The sequence below is a fragment of the Enterobacter sp. I4 genome (assembly GCF_022669095.1).
Taxonomy (GTDB): Bacteria; Pseudomonadota; Gammaproteobacteria; order Enterobacterales; family Enterobacteriaceae; genus Enterobacter; species Enterobacter pasteurii.
On record NZ_JALBUO010000001.1, the window covers coordinates 322,347 to 339,514 of the forward strand.

At 56.9% G+C, this 17,168-nt stretch carries 19 protein-coding genes; 13 read left to right on the forward strand and 6 right to left on the reverse strand.

The genetic code is table 11. The features are described from left to right. Nucleotides 1-79 precede the first annotated feature (79 nt). The 8 genes from rbfA to mtr all read left to right on the forward strand — a co-directional run bounded on the left by rbfA (nucleotide 80) and on the right by mtr (nucleotide 8,697). Nucleotides 80-484: a 30S ribosome-binding factor RbfA gene (gene rbfA, locus MOQ06_RS01530; RefSeq protein ID WP_003861793.1), complete on the forward strand. Its 405-nt coding sequence runs from the start codon at nucleotides 80-82 to the stop codon at nucleotides 482-484. After that, nucleotides 484-1,434, forward strand: coding sequence for a tRNA pseudouridine(55) synthase TruB (truB, locus tag MOQ06_RS01535; RefSeq protein ID WP_242170192.1), 951 nt, complete (start codon nucleotides 484-486; stop codon nucleotides 1,432-1,434). Before rbfA ends, truB begins: the two co-directional genes overlap by 1 nt. Nucleotides 1,435-1,588: 154 nt before the next feature. After that, entirely contained in the window at nucleotides 1,589-1,858 is a 270-nt protein-coding gene (gene rpsO / locus MOQ06_RS01540) for a 30S ribosomal protein S15 (RefSeq protein ID WP_003861789.1), read from the forward strand. Nucleotides 1,859-2,100: 242 nt separating this feature from the next. Beyond that, nucleotides 2,101-4,239 carry a polyribonucleotide nucleotidyltransferase gene (pnp, locus tag MOQ06_RS01545; RefSeq protein ID WP_176609389.1) on the forward strand — a complete coding sequence of 713 codons (2,139 nt, stop codon included), beginning with the start codon at nucleotides 2,101-2,103 and terminating at the stop codon, nucleotides 4,237-4,239. A 110-nt stretch (nucleotides 4,240-4,349) separates the two neighbouring features. Then, nucleotides 4,350-5,234: a lipoprotein NlpI gene (gene nlpI / locus MOQ06_RS01550; RefSeq protein ID WP_063451051.1), complete on the forward strand. Its 885-nt coding sequence runs from the start codon at nucleotides 4,350-4,352 to the stop codon at nucleotides 5,232-5,234. Nucleotides 5,235-5,342: 108 nt separating this feature from the next. After that, the gene (gene yrbN, locus MOQ06_RS01555) at nucleotides 5,343-5,423 is read left to right on the forward strand and encodes a protein YrbN (protein ID WP_097397692.1); all 81 of its coding nucleotides are present in this window, start codon (nucleotides 5,343-5,345) and stop codon (nucleotides 5,421-5,423) included. Then, nucleotides 5,416-7,311 (forward strand): DEAD/DEAH family ATP-dependent RNA helicase, encoded by a 1,896-nt coding sequence (locus tag MOQ06_RS01560; RefSeq protein WP_242170195.1) that lies wholly within the window; start codon nucleotides 5,416-5,418, stop codon nucleotides 7,309-7,311. Before yrbN ends, MOQ06_RS01560 begins: the two co-directional genes overlap by 8 nt. A 141-nt stretch (nucleotides 7,312-7,452) precedes the next feature. After that, nucleotides 7,453-8,697 carry a tryptophan permease gene (gene mtr / locus MOQ06_RS01565; protein ID WP_242170197.1) on the forward strand — a complete coding sequence of 415 codons (1,245 nt, stop codon included), beginning with the start codon at nucleotides 7,453-7,455 and terminating at the stop codon, nucleotides 8,695-8,697. Nucleotides 8,698-9,213: 516 nt separating this feature from the next. Here the strand turns inward: mtr and MOQ06_RS01570 are convergent. The 3 genes from MOQ06_RS01570 to MOQ06_RS01580 all read right to left on the reverse strand — a co-directional run bounded on the left by MOQ06_RS01570 (nucleotide 9,214) and on the right by MOQ06_RS01580 (nucleotide 12,181). Beyond that, nucleotides 9,214-10,221, reverse strand: a complete 1,008-nt coding sequence (locus MOQ06_RS01570) for a luciferase-like monooxygenase (RefSeq protein WP_148418333.1) — start codon at nucleotides 10,219-10,221, stop codon at nucleotides 9,214-9,216. A gap of 78 nt (nucleotides 10,222-10,299) precedes the next feature. Further along, nucleotides 10,300-11,178, reverse strand: a complete 879-nt coding sequence (locus MOQ06_RS01575) for a U32 family peptidase (RefSeq protein ID WP_242170200.1) — start codon at nucleotides 11,176-11,178, stop codon at nucleotides 10,300-10,302. Between the two features lie 7 nt (nucleotides 11,179-11,185). After that, on the reverse strand, nucleotides 11,186-12,181 hold the full coding sequence (locus MOQ06_RS01580) for a peptidase U32 family protein (protein WP_242170203.1): 996 nt from the start codon (nucleotides 12,179-12,181) through the stop codon (nucleotides 11,186-11,188). 221 nt (nucleotides 12,182-12,402) lie between these two features. On the opposite strand from MOQ06_RS01580, the gene MOQ06_RS01585 reads away from it, so the two are divergent. Next, nucleotides 12,403-12,927, forward strand: a complete 525-nt coding sequence (locus MOQ06_RS01585) for an SCP2 domain-containing protein (protein WP_148418336.1) — start codon at nucleotides 12,403-12,405, stop codon at nucleotides 12,925-12,927. After that, the gene (locus MOQ06_RS01590; RefSeq protein ID WP_242170206.1) at nucleotides 12,921-13,424 is read left to right on the forward strand and encodes an N-acetyltransferase; all 504 of its coding nucleotides are present in this window, start codon (nucleotides 12,921-12,923) and stop codon (nucleotides 13,422-13,424) included. Before MOQ06_RS01585 ends, MOQ06_RS01590 begins: the two co-directional genes overlap by 7 nt. Here the strand turns inward: MOQ06_RS01590 and MOQ06_RS01595 are convergent. Next, nucleotides 13,411-13,740 carry a GIY-YIG nuclease family protein gene (locus MOQ06_RS01595; RefSeq protein ID WP_242170208.1) on the reverse strand — a complete coding sequence of 110 codons (330 nt, stop codon included), beginning with the start codon at nucleotides 13,738-13,740 and terminating at the stop codon, nucleotides 13,411-13,413. The two genes, MOQ06_RS01590 and MOQ06_RS01595, sit on opposite strands and share 14 nt — an antisense overlap. Before the next feature lie 14 nt (nucleotides 13,741-13,754). Between MOQ06_RS01595 and MOQ06_RS01600 the strand changes: the two genes are divergently transcribed. Further along, a complete protein-coding gene (locus tag MOQ06_RS01600; protein ID WP_242170211.1) occupies nucleotides 13,755-14,189 on the forward strand; it encodes a YhbP family protein in 435 nt (144 codons plus the stop codon). Here MOQ06_RS01600 and MOQ06_RS01605 read toward each other — a convergent pair. Then, nucleotides 14,169-14,687: a type 1 glutamine amidotransferase domain-containing protein gene (locus MOQ06_RS01605; RefSeq protein WP_242170214.1), complete on the reverse strand. Its 519-nt coding sequence runs from the start codon at nucleotides 14,685-14,687 to the stop codon at nucleotides 14,169-14,171. The genes MOQ06_RS01600 and MOQ06_RS01605 overlap by 21 nt on opposite strands. A gap of 128 nt (nucleotides 14,688-14,815) precedes the next feature. Here MOQ06_RS01605 and MOQ06_RS01610 point away from each other — a divergent pair, with 128 nt between their 5' ends. Beyond that, nucleotides 14,816-15,460, forward strand: coding sequence for an NAD(P)H-binding protein (locus MOQ06_RS01610; RefSeq protein WP_176609395.1), 645 nt, complete (start codon nucleotides 14,816-14,818; stop codon nucleotides 15,458-15,460). Between the two features lie 40 nt (nucleotides 15,461-15,500). Further along, nucleotides 15,501-16,538, forward strand: coding sequence for a permease (locus tag MOQ06_RS01615; protein ID WP_148418340.1), 1,038 nt, complete (start codon nucleotides 15,501-15,503; stop codon nucleotides 16,536-16,538). 47 nt (nucleotides 16,539-16,585) lie between these two features. Here MOQ06_RS01615 and dolP read toward each other — a convergent pair whose 3' ends face one another. Further along, on the reverse strand, nucleotides 16,586-17,161 hold the full coding sequence (gene dolP, locus MOQ06_RS01620) for a division/outer membrane stress-associated lipid-binding lipoprotein (RefSeq protein ID WP_006812102.1): 576 nt from the start codon (nucleotides 17,159-17,161) through the stop codon (nucleotides 16,586-16,588). Between the last annotated feature and the right edge of the window lie 7 nt (nucleotides 17,162-17,168).

Consider the following 17,168-nt stretch of genomic DNA (forward strand, 5'->3'; position numbering starts at 1 on the left):
GTAAGCCGGGATCGCCTCGCGCCACCCGGCAATAATTTTAAAAGGGGCTTTAGCCCCTTTTTTGTCTGGAGAATTTATTATGGCGAAAGAATTTGGTCGCCCTCAGCGCGTCGCGCAGGAGATGCAGAAAGAGATCGCACTCATTCTGCAACGTGAAATCAAAGATCCACGCGTGGGTATGATGACCACCGTGTCTGGCGTGGAAATGTCCCGCGACCTGGCGTACGCCAAGGTGTTCGTGACGTTCCTGAACGACCAGGATGAAGACGCGGTTAAGAACGGTATTAAAGCGCTGCAGGAAGCCTCTGGTTTCATCCGCTCTCTGCTTGGCAAAGCGATGCGCCTGCGTATCGTGCCGGAGCTGACCTTCTTCTACGACAACTCGCTGGTCGAAGGTATGCGCATGTCCAACCTGGTGACCAGCGTGGTGAAACATGACGATGAGCGTCGTGTTAACCCGGCGGACGACAGCAAGGAGGACTGATGAGTCGTCCTCGTCGTCGCGGTCGTGACGTGCATGGCGTGCTGCTGCTGGATAAACCGCAGGGTGCATCCAGCAACGACGTGCTGCAAAAAGTAAAGCGTATTTATAACGCCAACCGCGCGGGCCACACCGGCGCGCTGGATCCGCTGGCTACCGGCATGCTCCCGATTTGCCTGGGTGAAGCGACAAAGTTTTCCCAGTATCTGCTGGATTCAGACAAGCGCTACCGCGTGATTGCCCGGCTTGGCCAGCGCACGGATACCTCCGATGCGGATGGTCAGGTGGTGGAAGAGCGTCCGTTGACCTTCAGCGCAGAGCAGCTTGATGCGGCGCTGGAAAGCTTCCGTGGCGATACGCTACAGGTGCCGTCGATGTATTCGGCACTGAAGTACCAGGGCAAGAAGCTCTACGAATATGCGCGTCAGGGCATTGAGGTTCCGCGCGAAGCCCGTCCGATTACCGTGTATGAGCTACTGTTTATTCGCCATGAAGGTGATGAGCTGGAGCTTGAGGTCCACTGTTCGAAAGGGACCTACATTCGTACCATTATCGATGACCTCGGCGAAAAGCTGGGCTGCGGCGCGCACGTGATCTATCTGCGTCGTCTGGCGGTTAGCACGTACCCGGTCGAACGCATGGTGACGCTTGAGCATCTGCGCGCGCTGGTTGAACAGGCAGAAGCGCAGGGAATCGCGTCAGCAGAGTTGCTGGATCCGCTGCTGATGCCGATGGACAGCCCGGCGGCGGACTTCCCGGTTGTTAATCTTCCTTTAACATCGTCCGTTTACTTTAAGAACGGAAACCCGGTACGCACAGCGGGGGGACCGCTTGAGGGCCTGGTGCGCGTGACGGAAGGTGAGGAAGGCAAGTTTATCGGTATGGGCGAAATGGACGGTGAAGGGCGCGTAGCGCCGCGTCGTCTGGTCGTCGAATATCCGGTCGACGCTTGACGGTGATTACGCCTCACCTTGCGATAAGCAGGGGAGACGAGTAGAATATCGCCGCTTAACGCCTGGTAAATTGTTTAACAATCTGCGGGGCGTACATGGGATAGCTGAATTAGAGATCGGCATCCTTACATTCTTTATACTTTGGAGTTTGAAAATGTCTCTAAGCGTTGAAGCTAAAGCTAAAATCGTTTCTGAGTTTGGTCGTGGTACTAACGACAGCGGTTCTACCGAAGTTCAGGTTGCACTGCTGACTGCACAGATTAACCACCTGCAGGGTCACTTTGCAGAGCACAAAAAGGATCACCACAGCCGTCGTGGTCTGCTGCGTATGGTTTCTCAGCGTCGTAAACTGCTCGACTACCTGAAGCGTAAAGATGTTGCACGCTACACCGCGCTGATCGAGCGTCTGGGTCTGCGTCGCTAAGTCTTGCGAGTTTCAGAAAAGGGGGCCTGATGGCCCCTTTTTTCAACCAGACGGCAGCAATTCAATGGAAACTATTGTATTGTTGCTATAAATGATCTTCATTGCAGAGGTTCGCGCGGCTAATGAGAGGCTTCACCCATGGGGGTGTCGGTTGTCATTAGTCGCGAGGATGCGAAGAAGGTCGGGTTAAATCGTCAGCACACCTGTGGTGTGCTGACAATCATTTGAGAAAGGACAGAATTTTGCTGAATCCGATCGTTCGTAAATTCCAGTATGGTCAGCACACCGTCACGCTGGAAACCGGCATGATGGCACGTCAGGCTACTGCTGCCGTTATGGTAAGCATGGATGACACTGCTGTATTCGTTACCGTAGTTGGCCAGAAAAAAGCTAAACCAGGTCAGGACTTCTTCCCGCTGACCGTTAACTACCAGGAGCGTACCTACGCTGCCGGTAAAATCCCGGGTGGCTTCTTCCGTCGTGAAGGCCGTCCAAGCGAAGGCGAAACCCTGATCGCGCGTCTGATTGACCGCCCGGTTCGTCCGCTGTTCCCGGAAGGCTTCGTAAACGAAGTGCAGGTTATCGCGACCGTTGTTTCCGTTAACCCACAGGTTAACCCGGACATCGTAGCGATGATCGGTGCATCCGCAGCCCTGTCACTGTCTGGTATTCCATTCAATGGCCCAATCGGTGCTGCCCGCGTCGGTTACATCAACGACCAGTACGTGCTGAACCCAACTCAGGAAGAGCTGAAAGAGAGTAAGCTGGACCTGGTTGTTGCCGGTACTGAAGCCGCGGTTCTGATGGTTGAATCTGAAGCGGAACTGCTGAGCGAAGACCAGATGCTGGGCGCTGTGGTATTTGGCCACGACCAGCAGCAGGTTGTTATCCAGAACATCAACGACCTGGTGAAAGAAGCCGGTAAACCACGCTGGGACTGGCAGCCAGAAGCGGCAAACGACGCGCTGAACGCACGCGTTGCTGCACTGGCAGAATCTCGTCTGAGCGATGCTTACCGCATCACTGACAAACAGGAGCGTTACGCTCAGGTTGACGCGATCAAATCTGAAACCATCGCGACGCTGGTTGCTGAAGATGAAGCGCTGGACGCTAACGAGCTGAGCGAAATCCTGCACGCTATCGAGAAAAACGTTGTTCGTAGCCGCGTGCTGGCAGGCGAGCCGCGTATCGATGGCCGTGAAAAAGACATGATTCGTGGCCTGGACGTGCGTACTGGCGTTCTGCCACGTACCCACGGCTCTGCGCTGTTCACCCGTGGTGAAACGCAGGCGCTGGTTACCGCGACCCTGGGTACTGCACGTGACGCACAGATCATCGACGAACTGATGGGCGAGCGCACTGACAGCTTCCTGTTCCACTACAACTTCCCTCCGTACTCTGTGGGCGAAACCGGTATGGTTGGCTCACCGAAGCGTCGTGAAATTGGTCACGGTCGTCTGGCGAAGCGCGGCGTGCTGGCAGTTATGCCAGAAGCAGACAAATTCCCGTACACCGTACGTGTTGTGTCTGAAATCACCGAATCCAACGGTTCTTCTTCCATGGCTTCCGTGTGTGGTGCCTCTCTGGCGCTGATGGATGCAGGCGTGCCAATCAAAGCCGCCGTTGCGGGTATCGCAATGGGTCTGGTGAAAGAAGGCGACAACTACGTTGTGCTGTCTGACATTCTGGGCGATGAAGACCACCTGGGTGATATGGACTTCAAAGTGGCGGGTTCCCGCGACGGTATCTCTGCCCTGCAGATGGATATCAAAATTGAAGGTATCACCAAAGAGATCATGCAGGTTGCTCTGAACCAGGCTAAAGGTGCGCGTCTGCACATCCTGGGCGTGATGGAACAGGCGATTAACGCGCCGCGTGGCGACATTTCTCAGTTCGCACCACGTATCCACACCATCAAGATCAATCCAGACAAGATCAAGGATGTTATCGGTAAGGGCGGTTCCGTAATTCGTGCGCTGACCGAAGAAACTGGCACTACCATTGAAATCGAAGATGACGGTACTGTGAAGATCGCAGCAACCGACGGCGAGAAGGCGAAATTCGCTATCCGTCGCATTGAAGAGATCACCGCAGAAATCGAAGTGGGCCGTATCTATGCGGGTAAAGTAACCCGTATCGTTGACTTTGGCGCGTTCGTTGCCATCGGTGGCGGTAAAGAAGGTCTGGTACACATCTCTCAGATCGCTGACAAGCGCGTTGAGAAAGTGACCGATTACCTGCAGATGGGTCAGGAAGTACCGGTGAAAGTTCTGGAAGTCGATCGCCAGGGCCGTATCCGTCTGAGCATCAAAGAAGCAACCGAGCAGTCTCAGCCTGCTGCGGCACCGGAAGCTCCGGCTGCTGAACAGCAAGGCGAGTAAGGTTGCCGTTTGCCCTCCGCGATAGCGGAGGGCTTATTATCAGGCAGGACGCCTTGTTAAGCCGCCGGGGGACAGGACGTTCATCCAATAGTTGTCTTCGGGAGTGGGAAATGAAGCCTTTTTTGCGCTGGTGTTTCGTTGCGACAGCTTTAACGCTGGCAGGATGCAGCAACTCTGCCTGGCGTAAGAGCGAAGTCCTCGCAGTGCCACTGCAACCGACTTTGCAGCAGGAAGTGATTCTGGCACGCATGGAACAAATTCTTGCCAGTCGGGCTTTAACCGATGACGAACGCGCACAGCTTTTATATGAGCGCGGAGTGTTGTATGATAGTCTCGGTCTGAGGGCATTAGCGCGAAATGATTTTTCACAAGCGCTGGCAATCCGACCTGATATGCCTGAAGTATTCAATTACTTAGGCATTTACTTAACGCAGGCAGGCAATTTTGATGCTGCCTATGAAGCGTTTGATTCTGTACTTGAGCTTGATCCAACTTACAACTACGCGCACTTGAATCGCGGTATCGCATTGTATTACGGCGGTCGTGATAAGTTAGCGCAAGATGATCTGCTGGCGTTTTATCAAGACGATCCTAATGATCCTTTCCGCAGCCTGTGGCTTTACATCGTTGAGCAGAAGCTCGATGAGAAGCAGGCCAAAGAAGCACTACAACAGCGCTTCGAAAAATCGGATAAGGAACAGTGGGGATGGAACATTGTCGAGTTCTACCTGGGCAACATTAGCGAAGCAACGCTGATGGAACGCCTCAAGGCGGACGCAACGGATAACACCTCGCTCGCTGAGCATCTCAGTGAAACCAACTTCTATTTAGGTAAGTACTACCTAAGTCTGGGGGATATGGACAGCGCTACGGCACTGTTCAAATTAGCGGTTGCTAACAACGTACATAACTTCGTTGAGCACCGTTATGCATTGTTGGAATTATCGCTCTTGGGCCAGGAGCAAGACGACCTGGCAGAATCGGACCAGCAATAGCTGACGACATAAACATCAGCCCGTAATCTTTTTGATTGCCATCACCTTCACTGGTGAGGGCGTTGTTGTTCGTCAATACACCTAATTTGAGCCGGTTCACACTTTTCAATGAAAATTGCTAATCATTTTCACGATGAGCTAAGTAGACTGGCCGCCATTAATATCGAGGCACTTGTACTACATGGCTGAATTCGAAACCACTTTTGCAGATCTGGGCCTGAAGGCTCCTATCCTTGAAGCCCTTAACGATCTGGGTTACGAAAAACCATCTCCGATCCAGGCTGAGTGTATCCCACACCTGCTTTCTGGTCGTGACGTGCTGGGCATGGCCCAGACCGGTAGCGGTAAAACTGCAGCATTCTCGCTGCCGCTGCTGAACAACATCGATCCGGACCTGCGTGCACCGCAGATCCTCGTCCTGGCTCCAACCCGTGAACTGGCTGTTCAGGTTGCTGAAGCAATGACGGAATTCTCTAAACATATGCGCGGCGTAAACGTGGTAGCCCTGTACGGCGGCCAGCGTTATGACGTGCAGTTACGCGCCCTGCGCCAGGGCCCACAGATTGTTGTCGGTACGCCGGGCCGTCTGCTGGATCATCTGAAGCGCGGTACCCTGGACCTCTCTAAGCTGAGCGGCCTGGTACTGGATGAAGCAGATGAAATGCTGCGTATGGGCTTCATCGAAGACGTTGAAACCATCATGGCGCAGATCCCGGAAGGTCATCAGACCGCTCTGTTCTCTGCAACCATGCCAGAAGCGATCCGTCGCATTACCCGCCGCTTCATGAAAGAGCCGCAGGAAGTGCGTATTCAGTCCAGCGTGACCACTCGCCCGGACATCAGCCAGAGCTACTGGTCTGTATACGGCATGCGTAAAAACGAAGCGCTGGTGCGTTTCCTGGAAGCGGAAGATTTTGATGCGGCGATTATCTTCGTACGTACCAAAAACGCGACCCTGGAAGTGGCTGAAGCGCTGGAGCGTAGCGGCTACAACAGCGCAGCGCTGAACGGCGACATGAACCAGGCGCTGCGCGAGCAGACGCTTGAGCGTCTGAAAGACGGTCGTCTGGATATCCTGATTGCAACCGACGTGGCAGCACGTGGTCTGGACGTTGAGCGTATCAGCCTGGTGGTAAACTACGACATCCCGATGGACTCCGAGTCTTACGTTCACCGTATCGGCCGTACCGGTCGTGCAGGTCGTGCGGGCCGCGCGCTGCTGTTCGTTGAGAACCGCGAGCGTCGTCTGCTGCGTAACATCGAACGCACCATGAAGCTGACTATTCCAGAAGCTGAGCTGCCAAATGCAGAACTGCTGGGCAAACGCCGTCTGGAAAAATTCGCCGCGAAAGTACAGCAGCAGCTGGAAAGCAGCGATCTGGATCAGTACCGTGCGCTGCTGTCACAAATTCAGCCAACCGCTGAAGGCGAAGAGCTGGATATGGAAACCCTGGCCGCAGCACTGCTGAAAATGGCGCAGGGCGAACGTAGCCTGATCGTGCCACCAGATGCACCGATGCGTCCTAAGCGTGAGTTCCGTGACCGTGACGATCGTTTCGAACGTCGTGGCGACCGTAACGATCGTGGTCCACGCGGTGACCGTCCAGAGCGTGGTGGTGAAGACCGTCCACGTCGCGAGCGTCGTGACGCTGGCGAAATGGAGCTGTATCGCATTGAAGTGGGCCGTGATGATGGTGTTGAAGTTCGTCACATCGTTGGCGCGATCGCTAACGAAGGCGACATCAGCAGCCGTTACATCGGTAACATCAAGCTGTTTGGCTCGCACTCTACCATCGAGCTGCCGAAAGGTATGCCGGGCGAAGTACTGCAACACTTTACCCGCACCCGCATCCTGAACAAGCCGATGAACATGCAGCTGCTGGGCGATGCACAGCCACGTCCTGACCGCGGCGGCGAACGTCGTGGCGGCGGTCGCGGTTTCGGTGGCGAACGTCGTGAAGGCGGTCGCAGCGAAGGTCGCACTGGCGAACCTCGTCGTTTCTCCGGCGAGCGTCGTGAAAACCGTGGCCCACGCCGTGAAGAAGGCACCAGCCGTCGTCGTTTCGGTGACGCGTAAGCCTTTCGCTTCTGACGTAAAGTAAAATATACAGCCCCGATAGTCGCTATCGGGGCTTTTTTTATTCCTTTTGTACTCTTGTACTGGTACAGTGCATCGCATTAAAATGCAAACCACATTTTTGACTGGAGATAAGGCTGTATGGCGACACTAACCACCACCCAAACGTCACCTTCGCTGCTTGGCGGCGTGGTGATCATCGGCGGAACCATTATTGGTGCCGGGATGTTCTCCCTGCCAGTGGTTATGTCCGGTGCGTGGTTCTTCTGGTCGCTGGCGGCGCTGGTCTTCACCTGGTTCTGTATGCTGCATTCCGGGCTGATGATCCTTGAAGCCAACCTCAACTACCGCATTGGCTCCAGCTTCGACACCATCACCAGGGATCTGCTGGGCAAAGGCTGGAACCTGGTCAACGGTCTCTCCATTGCGTTTGTGCTGTACATCCTGACCTACGCCTACATTTCGGCGAGCGGCTCGATTCTGCATCATACCTTCGCGGAGATGTCGCTGAACGTGCCCGCGCGTCTGGCAGGATTGTGCTTTGCGCTGGGCGTGGCGTTTATCGTCTGGATGAGTACCAAAGCGGTGAGCCGCATGACGGCAATCGTGCTGGGCGCAAAGGTCATTACCTTCTTCCTGACCTTCGGCAGCCTGCTCGGGCACGTCACGCCCGCCACCCTGTTTAACGTCGCGGAAGTGAACACCTCCTACACGCCGTACCTGCTGATGACCCTGCCGTTCTGCCTGGCGTCGTTCGGCTACCACGGTAACGTGCCGAGCCTGATGAAGTACTACGGCAAAGATCCGCGCACCATTGTGAAATGCCTTGTTTACGGCACGCTGCTGGCGCTGGGGCTGTACGTGATTTGGCTGCTCGGGACGATGGGCAATATCCCGCGTCCGGAATTTATCGGCATTGCGCAGAAGGGCGGTAATATCGACGTGCTGGTTCAGGCGCTGAGCGGCGTGCTGAACAGCCGCAGCCTGGATCTGCTGCTGGTCATCTTCTCCAACTTTGCCGTGGCGAGCTCTTTCCTCGGCGTGACGCTGGGCCTGTTTGACTATCTGGCGGACCTGTTTGGCTTCGATGACTCGGCGGCGGGCCGCTTCAAAACCGCGCTACTGACCTTCCTGCCGCCGGTTGTGGGCGGCCTGCTGTGGCCGAACGGCTTCCTGTATGCCATCGGCTATGCGGGACTGGCGGCAACCATCTGGGCGGCAATTGTGCCGGCGCTGCTGGCACGTAAATCACGTAAACGCTTCGGCAGCCCGACGTTCCGCGTCTGGGGCGGCAAGCCGATGATTGCGCTGATCCTGGTGTTTGGTGTGGGAAACGCGCTGGTCCACGTGCTGTCGAGCTTTAATCTACTGCCGGTGTATCAGTAACCGCCTCTTTTCGCCCTCTCCCGGTGGGCTGAGGGTTCCCCACAAAATAATGCCTGCACGGAGGACCCCCTCTCCCTTGAGGGAGAGGGCTGGGGTGAGGGGGAACATATGGCTGTTGAGGTAATTCCGTTCACTTTAAATTCCTTGCTACTCTGTAACGGCATGACTTGTGAACGTGCCATGGCGGCTCAGTCGCCGCCGCCCTGGCAACCCGGGCTCCCGGCGGTAAATCGCCGCTTCGCGGTGCCTTCGGCTTATTCCTTCCGGCTTATCGGGGACGGGCGGATGTAACGTCCCTGTAAAGCCGCCCTCTCGGCGCATCCCTGCGCCTCGCCCCGGCCTGCAGGAAACGCCTCAGCGATTTACAGCCGGACCAGGGCGTCGCTGTAATTCATTTATTTTCCTGAAACAACATTCGTCGCTTTCGGTAAAAAAATTACTGGGGATCCCTCAGCCCGAAGGGAGAGGGAGAAAACCGTAGGCCGGATAAGGTGAAGCCGCCATCCGGCAAAAAAACTATCCCACCAACTCTTCTTTCACCTGCATCGCCAGATCAAAGGAATGCAAACGCGCCTGGTGATCGAAAATCTGGCCGTTAACCATAATCTCATCCGCCTGCGTTTCGCGCAGTACCGCTTCCAGCCCGTGACGAATTTTCGTCTTATCGCCTACCAGCGACATGCTCAGCGCCTGCTGCACGCCATACTGCTCGGAGGCGGACCACAGCTGATGCATATTCTCCACCGGTGGCGGCAGCTGGCCCGTCTCGCCACGACGCAGCTTCACGAACGCCTGCTGCATGGAGGTAAACAGGAATTCCGCATCGCGATTGCTGTCGGCTGCAATGATGTTGATGCACACCATCGCATACGGTTTCTCCAGACGTGCAGACGGTTTAAAGTTCGTGCGGTAGAGATGCAGCGCCTGGTGCAGCATATCCGGTGCGAAGTGGGAGGCAAACGCAAACGGCAGGCCCAGCTGAGCGGCGAGCTGCGCGCTGTAGAGGCTTGAGCCTAGCAGCCACACCGGGATCTGCTCGCCGTAGCCCGGAACCGGGCGCACGTGCGGGTTCGGATCCCGCGCGTCGAACCAGTCCACCAGCTCCGCCACGTCGCGCGGGAAGTTATCGATATCGCCGTTCATGTGGCGGCGCAGGGCGCGCATGGTCGGCTGATCGCTGCCAGGCGCACGGCCAAGCCCCAGATCGATTCGGCCCGGATAAAGGGTATTCAGGGTCCCAAACTGCTCGGCAATTACCAGCGGAGCGTGGTTCGGCAGCATGACGCCGCCAGAGCCAAGGTGCAGGGTGGTGGTATTCGCCGCCAGATAGCCAATCAGCACCGAGGTGGCGGCGCTGGCGATGCCGACCATGTTGTGGTGCTCCGCCAGCCAGTAGCGGTGATAGCCACGCTTTTCGGCAAGCTGAGCGAGGTCGAGAGAGTGCGTGAAGGCTTCTCTTGCCGAGGAGCCTTGTGGGATCGGCGCCAGATCCAGCACCGAAAACGGAATGGTTTTATCAGTCATAACAGCTCACTTTGTCGACGGTGAATCTTTAATACTGCATTAAAGTTTACTAACCGTTGTTAACAAAGTGAGCCTTTTTTAGGCCTGAAGTTCCAGCCCGGCCAGACGTTTCCAGTAACCGTTACAGTCGCTGTTTGCCGTAAGCGGCAGCGGCGACGCGCCGTTTTCATTGGCGCGGAAGTCGTCCAGCATCGCGAACACGCTGGTATCCAGCGGCGAAAGACGCACTATATCCACCAGCCCGTCCATCGACGCCAGCTCGTTACCGAGGTTGTAGACGTAGCCGCTCATGGTCTGAATGCCGTTGAGGACAAACACCTGCTGGTTCTCCTGCGACAGCATGCTGCGCCCGTTAGGGTACTTAATGCAGCAGGTTTCACACTCGTCTTTGGGGCGATCTTCAGAACGCGCGGTGAAGCAGCGGGCAGAATAGGCCAGCGGGAGATGGCCATAGCTCAGCACTTCCACTTCAAATTGATTGCGAATGCCAAGCTCTTCACACTGGGCGAGCAGGTTTGCCAGCCAGTCGCGGGAGAGTTCTACCGGCATACACCAGCGCGTCATCCCCTGTTTGAGCAGCAGGCGCAGGGTCACCGCGTTATAGCAGTTCAGGGCATGGCCCGCGACAAACGGTAGCTTACGCTCGGCACACATGTTCACCACGCCGAGATCGCTCGCCTCCAGCAGAAACTCGCCGTTTTCCACGTAGCGCTTCAGCTCGCCCAGTTCCGAAGACGCCTGCACCAGCGCCAGCGTGGAGAGCACCACCTGCTTGCCGCTGCCTGCCAGGCTTTTTGCCATCTCCAGCCAGTCGCCCACTTTCGTGGCGCGGCGCTTGCTGCATACCGCTTCGCCGAGGTAAATCACGTCGGCGCTGCTGGTCGCCGCCTGTTGATAAAAATCTTCCAGCGTCTCTTTTGGCCAGTAGTAGAGCACCGGCCCTAATGAATATTTCATGGTTATCTCACTGCCATTTACGGTGATACGCGCCGAGCGTGGTTTGCGTGCCTTCGGACATTGCGCCGAGGGTCTCCATCCACGCCGGCTGCGCGGCGTAATTCTGCGGGTCCGCCATGCAGCGGTCGATGGCCTGACGCCACACCTTCGCGACCTGGCTCACGTAGGCCGGGCTGCGCTGGCGGCCTTCGATTTTCACCGAGGCAATATTGGCGGCCAGCAGTTCCGGTAGCAGCTCCAGCGTGTTGAGGCTGGTGGGCTCCTCCAGCGCGTGGTAGCGCTCGCCGTCCACCAGATAGCGGCCTTTGCACAGCGTCGGGTAGCCCGCGTTTTCCCCGTCCTGATAGCGGTCGATTAACACTTCGTTCAGGCGCGACTCCAGCCCCTGCGGCGTTTGCTGCCAGCGAACGAAGCGGGCAGGCGAGCAGGCGCCCACGGTATTAGGCGATTCCCCGGTTAAATAGGAGGAGAGATAGCAGCGGCCTTCGGCCATGATGCACAGGCTACCGAAGGCAAAAACTTCCAGCGGTACTGGCGTGACGCGCGCCAGTTGCTTAACCTGATGAATAGAGAGCACGCGCGGCAGCACCACGCGAGCCACGTCAAAATGTCGATGGTAAAAACGCACCGCCTCTTCGTTCGTCGCGGATGCCTGAACCGAGACGTGGCGCTCAATGTGCGGGTAGCGTTCTGCCGCATACTCAAGCATGGCAAGGTCGGCCAGGATCAGCGCATCGGCGCCCAGCTGGGCGGCCATATCCACGGCGCGCTGCCAGCGGGAATAGCCATCAGGATGGGCGAAGGTGTTGATGGCGATATGCAGCTTGCGGCGGTGCTGGTGAACGAAGTTAACGGCCTCCTGGAGCTTCTTCTCCGTAAAGTTAAGGCCAGCAAAATGGCGGGCGTTAGTATCATCTTTCAGCCCGATATAGACCGCGTCGGCCCCATTTTCAATGGCCGCCTTAAGCGCCGGAAGGTTTCCGGCAGGGCAGAGCAGCTCCATAATTTATCCCGATGTTGTCGATCGCAGGGATCGTAAAAAATGTTAACGAGCTGGGATTTTAATTAACCCATACGCGACAATTTTTGATTTAAGGCAGCTAATGGCGTATTGATGGCACCAATAATGAGGAGCACCGGACTACGGTTTGTTGATTTACGCCGCTATCTTCTTGTCGGGATATGGCAAAATAGCAGGATTATAGCTATCAGGGAGTAAAGCTCGTGCTGGATAAACTGCGTTCACGTCTCGTACAATTTGGTCCATCAATGCTGAGCGTGCCGGTAAAGCTGGCGCCGTTCGCGCTTAAGCGCCAGGTGCTGGAACAGGTATTGACCTGGCAGTTCCGTCAGGCGCTGCAGGACGGTGAGCTGGAGTTTCTGGAAGGCCGCTGGTTAAGCATCGAAGTGCGCGATATCGGGCTGCGCTGGTTTACTTCCGTTGAGAACGATCGGCTGATCGTTCGTGAGTCCGCCGAGGCGGATGTAAGCTTTAGCGCCGACGCCAGCGATCTGCTGATGATTGCCGCGCGCAAGCAGGATCCCGATACGCTGTTCTTCCAGCGTCGTCTGGTGATTGAGGGCGATACGGAGCTTGGCCTGTACGTCAAAAATTTAATGGATGCCATTGAGCTTGAGCAGATGCCGAAGGCGCTGCGCGTGATGCTAATGCAAATGGCAGATTTCGTTGAGGCCGGGCTGAAAACCCCGCCGGACAGTAAACACACTTCAGTAGGTGAGCCATGCTGATTCGAGTCGAAATTGGGATTGATGCGCCGGGCATCGACGCGTTGTTACGCCGCTCTTTTGCGGGGGACGGCGAAGCGCAGCTGGTTCACGATCTTCGCGAAGATGGCCTGATTACCCTGGGCCTGGTTGCCACCGATGATGAAGGGCAGGTGGTCGGCTACGTGGCGTTCAGTCCGGTAATTGTTCAGGGCGAAGAGTTACAGTGGGTTGGCATGGCGCCGCTGGCGGTGGATGAAAACTACCGCGGCCAGGGCCTGGCACGTCAGCTGGTTTATGAAGGGCTGGATTCACTGAATGAATTTGGCTATGCCGCCGTCGTGGTACTGGGCGAACCGGCATTTTACGAACGTCTGGGTTTTGAGCCGGCGGCCAAACACGATCTGCACTGCCGCTGGCCGGATACGGAAGCGTCCTTCCTGGTCCATCCTCTGGCGGGCGACGCGCTCGATGGCGTTAGCGGCCTGGTTGAGTATCACGATCGTTTCAATCGCTTTTAAGCAGGCTGTCGCGTAGCGCCTCAAAAGAGCCGTCCCCGTTGACGAGACGCTCTTTCTGGCGCTTCGTCAGCTGTTTGATGCGGTACTCCAGCCTGAGCGCCAGCGATCTGTCGCCCACGGCGGCTGAAAAAGCCAGCTTAAGCTCACCTTTCCCCCGCAGCGCTTTTGCCCCTTTTCCCGTTTGATGTTGTAAAAAACGCCGTTCCACATCGGTGGTGATCCCGGTGTAGAGCGCGTTATCGGCGGTTCGAACAAGATAAAGAAACCAGCACACGGTAAGCAGATTCAGTATGTTAAGGTGAGCGCACCATAGCATGAGAGAGAGCGAAAATGGAAACACTGGCCGCCATCAGCCGCTGGCTGGCAAAGCAGCACGTCGTCACCTGGTGCGTCTGTAAAGACGGGGAGATGTGGTGCGCGAACGCGTTTTATTACTACGACCCCGAGCGCGTCGCCTTTTACGTGATGAGTGAAGATAAAACGCGGCATGCGCAGATGTCGGGCCCGCAGGCAAGCGTGGCGGGCACGGTAAACGGTCAGCCTAAAACCGTTGCGCTGATCCGCGGGGTTCAGTTCACGGGCAAAATCCGTCGTCTGGAAGGAGAGGAAAGCGACGCGCAGCGTAAACGCTACACTCGCCGCTTCCCGGTTGCCGCTGCGCTAAAAGCCCCAGTGTGGGAAATCCGCCTCGATGAGCTGAAATTTACCGACAACACGCTGGGCTTTGGCAAGAAGCTGCACTGGTTACGCGCCGAGCAGGCGTAACGCTTCGCGGTTAAACGCCGGGAGATCGTCCGGCGTACGGCTGGTGATCAGCTGGTCGTTGTCGTTAACCACTTCCTGGTCGTAAAACTCGGCGCCGGCGTTTTTCAGGTCAATGACGATCGGTTTCACCGCGGTCAGCTTGCGCCCGCGCACCACCTCCGCGCTGATCAGCAGCTGCGGACCGTGACAGATGGCAAAGACCGGCTTACCGGTGCGGACGAAGTCACGGGTGAAGGTGACGAAACGCTCGTCTCCGCGCAGGGAATCCGGTGAATGGCCGCCCGGTAGCAGCAGGGCGTCGAAATCAGACGGGCTGACGTTATCAATGGATTCGTCAATGGTCACGCTGGCTTCGCCCTTGTGGCCCTTCACGGTTTTACCCGCTTCTTTCTCGATGGTGACCACCTCGTGGCCCGCCTTGCGGAATGCCTCTGCTGGCGACGTAAATTCTGAATCTTCAAACTCGTCGGTAATCAAGACTGCGATTTTTTTACCCATGCTTCCTCCGTTGTTTTCGCTTCAGACTGTTTTTTTCCCGTTTGTGGTAAATACTTACCGGTAACAGACTTTTAAGTGTGGTAGAGCAGGCCCAGATCGCAAACGGACAATTCTGTAAAGGGGAAAAGATGAGTCAGGTACTGATTACCGGTGCTACCGGGCTGGTGGGTGGACACCTGCTGCGGCTGCTGATCCAGGATCGTCATATCAACTACATCGCCGCGCCGACGCGTCGGCCGCTGCTGGACGTCACCGGCGTCTTTAACCCGCACGATCCACAGCTCACCGACGCCCTGGCGCAGGTGCAGGATCCTGTCGATATCGCCTTTTGCTGCCTGGGCACCACCCGACGGGAAGCGGGCAGTAAAGAGGCGTTTATCCATGCGGATTACACGCTGGTGGTGGATACCGCCCTGACGGCGAAAAAGCTGGGGGCAAAGCATTTCCTGGTGGTCAGTTCCCACGGCGCCAGCGCCGGCTCGCCGTTTTTTTACAACAGGGTGAAGGGCAAAATGGAAGAGGCGCTGATTGCGCAGAAGTGGGAGCGCCTGACCATCGTGCGGCCTTCCATGCTGATGGGCCACCGTGATGAGCGGCGTTTTAACGAGTCTTTTTTCGCTCCGCTTTTTCGCATCCTGCCGGGTAACTGGAAGTCCATCGAGGCGCGGGACGTCGCACAGGCCATGTTGAAAGAGGCGCTGGCACCGTCGCAGGAGGGCGTAAATATTATCCCGTCGGCAAAACTGCGTGAAATCGCGCAGGGCGAGGCGTAAACTTCCCCGGCTTATTAAATAACACCTTCCGGGGAATGGTATGACTGGTCAGTCTTCATCTCAGGCGGCAACACCCGTTCAGTGGTGGAAGCCCGCACTTTTCTTTCTCGTGGTCATCATTGGCCTCTGGTATGTGAAATGGCAGCCGTACTACGGTAAAGCCTTCACCGCCGCCGACACCCACAGCATTGGCAACTCTATTCTCGCTCAGCCAGATTCCAGCCCGCTAAAGGCGGCGTGGGATTACGCTATGGTCTATTTTCTCGCGGTGTGGAAAGCCGCGGTGTTGGGCGTGCTGCTGGGGTCGTTGATTCAGGTACTTATCCCGCGTAACTGGCTGGTGAAAACCTTAGGCCAGCCGCGCTTGCAGGGGACGCTGCTGGGAACGATTTTCTCCCTGCCGGGCATGATGTGCTCCTGCTGCGCCGCACCGGTGGCTGCGGGCATGCGCCGTCAGCGCGTGTCGATGGGCGGCGCGCTCGCCTTCTGGATGGGTAACCCCCTGCTGAACCCGGCGACGCTGGTGTTTATGGGCTTCGTGCTCGGCTGGCATTTTGCGTTTATCCGGCTGGCGGCTGGCCTGCTGACGGTGGTGCTTGTCGCTACGCTGGTACAGCACCTGGTGAAAGACAACGAGGCCGGGCCTGCCTCCGTTGAGCTGGACGTCAGCGAGCCGCAGGGCAGTTTCTTTGCTCGCTGGGGCAAAGCGCTGTGGCAGCTGTTCTGGAGCACCATTCCGGTTTATATCCTGGCCGTACTGGCGCTGGGGGCGGCGCGCGTCTGGCTGTTCCCGCATGCGGATGGTGCTATCGACAACACGCTGATGTGGGTGATTGCGATGGCGGTGGCCGGGTGCCTGTTTGTGATCCCAACCGCGGCGGAAATCCCGATTATTCAGACCATGATGATGGCCGGGATGGGTACCGCACCGGCGCTGGCATTGCTCATCACGCTGCCGGCGGTGAGCCTGCCGTCGCTTATCATGCTGCGTAAGTCATTCCCGGCAAAAGCGCTGTGGCTGACGGCGGGGCTGGTGGCGTTGAGCGGGGTAATCGTGGGGAGTATGGCGCTGGTATAAAAAAAGCCCGGTGGCGCTACGCTACCGGGCTTACCGTCAGGTTCAGCTTACTTGATGTAGGTAAAGGCGGTGGTGACGTGCTTCACGCCGCTCACCCGGCTGGCGATATCCGCTGCCGCTTTCCCTTCACGCTCGGTCACCAGGCCCAGCAGGAACACTTCGCCGTTCTCCGTGGTCACCTTCACGTTTGAGGATTTTACCTGGTCAGTACCCAGCAACTGGGAACGCACCTTGGTGGTGATCCAGGTATCAGATGACGCGGTGCCGAGGCCAATCGGCTGGCCCTGGCGGATCTCGTTAAACACTTCCGCCGTGCCTTCTACGCCCATCGCGATCTGTTTGGCGCGTGACGCCAGTTCAGGATTTGGCGCCTGGCCTGCCAGCAGCACTTTGCCCTGATAGGCCGTCACGTTGATGCGTGCTTCCTTCTTGATCTGTTCGTCTTTCGACAGCGCGCTGTTCACGCGCAGCTCAAGCGTACCGTCATCCACCTGCGTTCCAACGGTACGCGGATCGGTCGCTGCTTTGGTGCCGACCGCTGCGGTACCAACTACAGCGGCGGCGATGCATCCCTGAAGCAGTAATGCAGACATCACGACTGCAAGGGCCGATAAAACCTTCATGAGAACT